Source organism: Rhizobium sp. WYCCWR 11152 (genome assembly GCF_013087615.1).
Taxonomy (GTDB): domain Bacteria; phylum Pseudomonadota; class Alphaproteobacteria; order Rhizobiales; family Rhizobiaceae; genus Rhizobium; species Rhizobium indicum.
Genome location: NZ_JABFCP010000035.1, coordinates 1 through 1,232, shown reverse-complemented (window position 1 = coordinate 1,232; position 1,232 = coordinate 1). Strand labels below are relative to the sequence as shown.

Genomic DNA, 1,232 nt, shown 5'->3' with positions numbered 1-1,232 from the left:
GAAGATCATTCAAAAACCCCTTATGGCAGCCTTACTGAAAGTGGAACAAGATTTGACCAGCTCCCAACTTTCTTCACCGCTGGAACTGCTTGGGTGGTCTGAATTCTTTGCGGACCAGGTCCAGCCCAGCGAAGCGGGCTTGATCCCCAGACGCATCGCTTCAGTTCACCGGGCACGCATCGAGGCAATCGATGTCACCGGGCCGGTCGGACTGGAATTTCCAGCCAATACCAGTACTGGTGACTACGCGGTGGGCGACTGGGTTCTTGCCGATCCACTGACTGACATGCTTATCAGACGTCTCGACCGAAAAAGCGTCTTTCAACGACGCCCGGAAGGCGGACGTGGCCAACAACTTGTTGCCGCCAACGTCGACACCCTGTTGATCGTGACCTCGTGCAATGCCGATTTTAATCTTGCTCGGCTGGAACGTTACCTGATCATGGCCAACCAGGCCGGGAGCAATCCGGTGATTGTACTGACGAAGGCCGACACCGCGGAAGATGCCGGCATGTTCCAGGCGCAAGCCGAGGCTTTGCAGCGTGACCTGCCTGTCGTTGCCTTGAATGGGCGCTCCGCGGACGCCGTTTCCCTGTTGAGGCCCTGGTGCGGCGTTGGCCAAACGGTTGCGTTGGTGGGGTCTTCTGGTGTCGGAAAATCAACACTGGTGAACACCATGACTGGGCCAGAATCTGACATAAAGCAAAAGACGGGCACCATCCGCGAATACGACGCGCAGGGCCGACACACCACCACGGCGCGATCCCTGCATGCAATTTCAGGCGGTGGCTGGGTCATCGATACGCCGGGAATAAGAACGCTTTACGTGAGTGATGTTGCCGACGGTATAGACACCCTCTTTGCTGAAATAACTGAACTGGCGCCGCTTTGCCGCTTTCGCGATTGCACCCATGCCCATGAACCGGGATGCGCGGTTCAGGCAGCCGTCGCAAGCGGCGCCCTGCTCGCCGATCGCCTGGAACGCTGGCGGAACCTGCTTGCAGAAAACCGCGACCGAACACCGGTCGTGAGCGGACCCCGCGGCAACAAGATCGTTCGCAAGAAGAAATATTGAAAGTGTTGAACGTTTGCGACGGTGCTGATCGGCGTCAGCCACAATCCGCCACCTGAATTGGCTGGCCTGTGGTGACAGCGTCAGCGCTCAATGAGTGGGATTGCGGTCAAGAAGAAGACCCTGCAAGCGATCGCTCCCGCTTGTGAGGGATATGTCT

At 57.8% G+C, this 1,232-nt stretch carries 1 protein-coding gene; it reads left to right on the top strand.

Annotation, left to right across the window (positions count from 1 at the left end; translation table 11 throughout):
• Positions 1–22 precede the first annotated feature (22 nt).
• Positions 23–1,075: a ribosome small subunit-dependent GTPase A gene (gene rsgA / locus G9X67_RS34370; RefSeq protein ID WP_138391249.1), complete on the top strand. Its 1,053-nt coding sequence runs from the start codon at positions 23–25 to the stop codon at positions 1,073–1,075.
• Positions 1,076–1,232 lie beyond the last annotated feature (157 nt).

Coding starts and splice junctions, on each gene's coding strand:
- rsgA (WP_138391249.1), top strand. CDS start 23: ATGGCAGCCTTACTGAAAGTGGAACAAGATTTGACCAGCTCCCAACTT.